Genomic DNA, 4,332 nt, shown 5'->3' with positions numbered 1-4,332 from the left:
CACCTTGGACGACGAGGCGCGGCCGTCGCCCGGTTCGATCTTTTCCGACACGGCGGCGATGCGGTGCGACGAGGCGATCAGCGTGGTGCGCTCGGGCGTGACGAAGCCGCGAATGATGGCGCGGCCGGCTTCCATCAACTCCGCCGCGATCAGTATGTCGACATCGCCCTGCGAGGGCGACAGTGCAAAGACCGGCAGCCGGCCGGTGTCGCGGGCCATCTCGACATAGTAGATGGTGGCGCCGGTACGCTGGGCGACGCCGGCGACCGAGGTCGACTGCGCGACATAGCCGTTGCGCTCGGCGACATCGGTAATCCAATCGGCGAGCACGCCGCCGCCCTGGCCGCCGACCGCCAGCACGGCGAGCTTGATGACACGCTCACCATCCTGAGCGCCGGCATGGGCGCGAAGTGGGGGGACGGCGTCAAGCATCGGCGAAAGTCAGGCGCCGGCTTTCGCGGCGACGCTGCAACAGGCTGATGGTGGCGCGGCGCGCGGCTTCCAGGAAGCGATCCCAGCGGCTTGGATTGTGGACGACGTCGGCGCGATAGAAGGACGGGCAGAGCACCGCCGCATCGGCGACCTCGCCGCAATTGCCGCAACCGACGCAACTCTGGTCGATATGCGCGACCGGATCGTCGCGCAAAGGATCGTCGAGCGACTTGACCGACAGCGATGGGCAGCCGGACAGCCGCATGCAGGCATGGTCACCGGTGCAGATGTCCTCATCGACGCCGAACTTCGGTTTCATGACACGGGTCCCGCCCTTGATCGCCTTGTCGACCAGCGGCTTTTCGCGGCGCTGGCGGTTGAGCATGCATTCGGACGAGGCGACGATGACTTTCGGCCCCTTCTCCTCCGTCGTCAGCGCCTCGCGCAGCGTGTCCTGCATCTTGGTCACGTCATAGGTGCGGTCGACATGGCGCAGCCATTTGACGCCCATGCCTTTGACCGCCTCGGTGATCGGATGCTTCGTCGACTTGGTCTTGTTGCCGGCGCGGGATGAGAGGATGTCCTGGCCGCCGGTGGCGGCCGAGTAAAAATTATCGACGATGACGATGACGCCGTCGTTCTTGTTGAACACCGCGTTGCCAATTGAGGAGGTCAGGCCGTTGTGCCAGAAGCCGCCGTCGCCGACGAAGGAGATGGACCGCCGCTTGGCATCAGGCGAATTGAAGGCCGAGGCGGAGGCCGGGCCCAGCCCGTAGCCCATGGTGGTGGCGCCGAGCTCGAAAGGCGGCATGATCGAGAACAGATGGCAGCCGATGTCGGAGGCGATGTGATGCTTGCCTAGCTCCTGCTCGACCAGTTTTGTCGCGGCAAAGATCGGCCGTTCCGGGCAGCCGATGCAGAAGCCCGGCGGACGGCCCGGCACGACATTGATGAGGTCGGCGGCATCAACGCCGTCGCCAACCTTGTTGGGCGCGCGCACCTCGCCCGGCAAAAGATGCGGCGCCTCGGCGCGCAGGAAGGCGCCGATGCCGTCGAGCATGACCTGGCCGGTATATTCGCCGGCCATCGGCAGGTGCTCCTTGCCGACCAGCCTGGTGCCTCGACCGGCCTTGTGCAGCATCGAAGCAAAGGCCTGTTCGATGTAGTTGGGCTGGCCTTCCTCGACGACCAGCACCGACTGCTTGCCCTCGCAGAACGACAGGAACTCGTCATCGATCAAGGGATAGACGGCATTGAGCACATAGAGCGGCACGTCGGTGTCGCCATAAATGTCGGCAAGGCCGAGCCGCTGCAGCGCGCGGATGACCGAATTGTACATGCCGCCCTGCATGACGATGCCGACCGAGCCATGGTCCGAGCCGAAGAACTCGTTGATCTTGTTCTTGGCGATGAAGTCGACCGCCGCCGGCCAGCGTTTCTGCACCTTCTCCTTCTCATGCAGGAAGGAGGCGGGCGGCAGCACGATGCGGCCGGTGTCGCGGCGCGGCGCGTCGAGGGCATCGGCGACCGTCATCGGCGGTCGCTTGTTGTCCTTGGCGATGAAATGGCCATGCACGTGGCAGCAGCGGATGCGCACCTGCAGCATGACCGGCGTGTTGGAAATCTCCGACAGCTCGAAACCATCCTCCACCGCCTTGACGATCGATGGCAGGTTCGGTCGCGGGTCGAGCAGCCACACCTGGCTTTTCATGGCGAAGGCATGGCTGCGCTCCTGCATGATCGAGGAGCCCTCGCCATAGTCTTCGCCGACGATGATCAGCGCGCCGCCGGTGACGCCGCCGGAGGCGAGGTTGGCGAGCGCGTCGGAGGCAACATTGGTGCCGACGGTCGACTTGAAGGTCGCCGCACCGCGAATGGGATAATGCACTGACGCCGCCAGCATGGCGGTGGCAGTGGCTTCCGAGGCGCTGGCCTCGAAATGCACGCCGAGCTCGCCCAGAATGTCCTGCGCGTCGGCCAGCACGTCCATCAGGTGACTGATCGGCGCGCCCTGATAGCCGCCGACATAGCCGACGCCGCATTGCAGCAGCGCCTTGGTGATGGCGAGAATGCCTTCGCCGGCAAACTCCTCGCCGGCACCGAGCCTGAGTTTTTCGACTTCCCTGGCAAAAGACCGTTCGGCCATTCTTTTTCTCCCTTCCGTTACCGCCAGCGCTGGCGGCGCGTAGGTCTAGATGTCGTGCTTGCGAATGTTCTTCAGCATCTTCAAAAGCGTGGCGATGAGTGCGGAATATTCGGCATCGTCGATGTCGTCGAACATCGCTTCGAACGCGTCGTGCATGGCCGGCCAGGCGCGGGTGAACTCGGCGCGGCCCTCGTCGGTCAGGAACACATGGCGGATTCGGCTGTCGGTGACACCCTGCTCGCGTCGCACCAGACCCTGGCGCTCCAGCGTATCGAGGGTCCGGCTCAAGGTCGATTGCTCGATGACCGTATAGACCGAGAGGTCGTTGACGGTGATACCGTCGGTGACCGACAGCACGGCGAGCGTGCGGACCTGCGGGATGGTCAGGCCCTGCTTGCGGAAATCGTCGCGCAAGGTGGCGTTGTAGCGGCCCATGATGCGGTTCATCAGATAGGGCGCGAATTGCTGCAGCCCGATCTGCCCCAGGGTCGAAATGCGCTGGCGCTTTTCCGCGACCTTCTCTTCCATCACAGCCTCCCCGCCAGGAGAAATCCGGAACCGCCGCCTAGACCCGCACCCGGGTGGGTCGAGGCGCCGATATGGTAGAGACCCTTGATGCCGGTCTGATGGTTGCGGCTGGTCTTGAACGGCCGCCACAGGAAAGACTGGTCGATGGTCGAGGAACCGCCATAGGGGTCACCGCCGACCAGGTTGATGTTCATCGCTTCGAGATCGGCCGGCGAATAGGCGCGGCGCGCGATGATGCTGTCCTTGAAGCCGTCGATATGGCTGGCGAGGATCGCTTCGGCGCGATCGGCATAGGCCTCGCGCAACGCGTCGGTCCATTGCCCGTCGGCCGGGGCCTGCAGTTTGCCTGCGGCGTCGCCCTTGATAAAGCGAGGCGCCTCTGGCAGCTGCAGCCACAGGATCGCCTTGCCCTCCGGGCAGCGCGACGGGTCGAGCGCGTGCGGCTGGCCGACGCAGATGGTCGGCACCTCCGGCAGCATGCTGCGCGCCGCCTCGTTGCAGGCCTTCGATACGCCGTCCAGTCCAGGGGTCAGATGCAGCAGCGCCACCTTGTCCAAGCCATCGCCCCGCCATGCCGGCGGCTTGTCGAGGGCATAGTGGATCTGGAAATTGCCTTTGCCGTAGCGGTACTTTTGCGTCGCCTCGACATCGGCTTTGGGTGCATCCGCGCCAAGCAGCCTGCCATAGAGCTGCGTTGGCGTAACCGAGCAGATGACGCTCTTGTCGGCATTGATTGTCTCGCCCGAGGCCAGCCGCACGCCGGTTGCCCGGCCATTACTTTGAACGATCGAAGCGACATCGGCGCCGGTGCGGACATCGCCGCCGCGTTCTCGGATCAAAGCCTCGAAGGCGGCAAGCAGGTTCATAGCGCCGCCCTTGACGATAGGGGCTCCGGCCGCCTCCAGCGCGAAGGCGATGACCTTGGCGATCTGGCCGGAGAAGGCGTCCTCGGGTCCAAGCCCGGCATGCAGTACCCAGGGTGCCCACAGCGCGCGGATGGTTTCGGACCGGTAGGTGTTTTCGAGCCAGCCGCGCGCCGGCACCAGAGCTTCGCCGAGGAAGGCGGCAAGGCCGCGCGGGCCACGCCGCCAGCCATCACCGGCAAGCAGCTTCGCTGTCGGGTAGGACCACAGGCTGCCGCCGAGCAAGCCGAACAGCAGGCCGGCATTGCGTTCGATGCCGCCGACATCATCCGCGTGCCGGTCACCGTCGCCTGCCGCGATTGC

The 4,332-nt window shown here is 65.2% G+C and carries 4 protein-coding genes; all 4 read right to left on the bottom strand.

Going from position 1 to position 4,332, the window contains the following annotated elements; all coding sequences use genetic code 11:
* On the bottom strand, nt 1-432 hold a 432-nt coding region (locus tag EN914_RS26005; RefSeq protein WP_206527237.1), incomplete at its 3' end, for a 2-oxoacid:acceptor oxidoreductase family protein.
* The gene (locus EN914_RS26000; protein WP_024503407.1) at nt 425-2,578 is read right to left on the bottom strand and encodes an indolepyruvate ferredoxin oxidoreductase subunit alpha; all 2,154 of its coding nucleotides are present in this window, start codon (nt 2,576-2,578) and stop codon (nt 425-427) included. The genes EN914_RS26000 and EN914_RS26005, both read right to left, overlap by 8 nt.
* A gap of 45 nt (nt 2,579-2,623) precedes the next feature.
* On the bottom strand, nt 2,624-3,106 hold the full coding sequence (locus EN914_RS25995) for a MarR family winged helix-turn-helix transcriptional regulator (protein WP_024503406.1): 483 nt from the start codon (nt 3,104-3,106) through the stop codon (nt 2,624-2,626).
* The coding region (locus tag EN914_RS25990; RefSeq protein ID WP_164778904.1) for an NAD(P)/FAD-dependent oxidoreductase at nt 3,106-4,332 on the bottom strand (1,227 nt) is incomplete at its 5' end. The genes EN914_RS25995 and EN914_RS25990, both read right to left, overlap by 1 nt.

It is taken from the genome of Mesorhizobium sp. M7A.F.Ca.CA.001.08.2.1 (assembly GCF_003998455.1).
GTDB classification, from domain to species: domain Bacteria; phylum Pseudomonadota; class Alphaproteobacteria; order Rhizobiales; family Rhizobiaceae; genus Mesorhizobium; species Mesorhizobium ciceri.
Note: the sequence above shows the minus strand (reverse complement) of the source record. Positions and strands in the feature narration are given on the sequence as shown.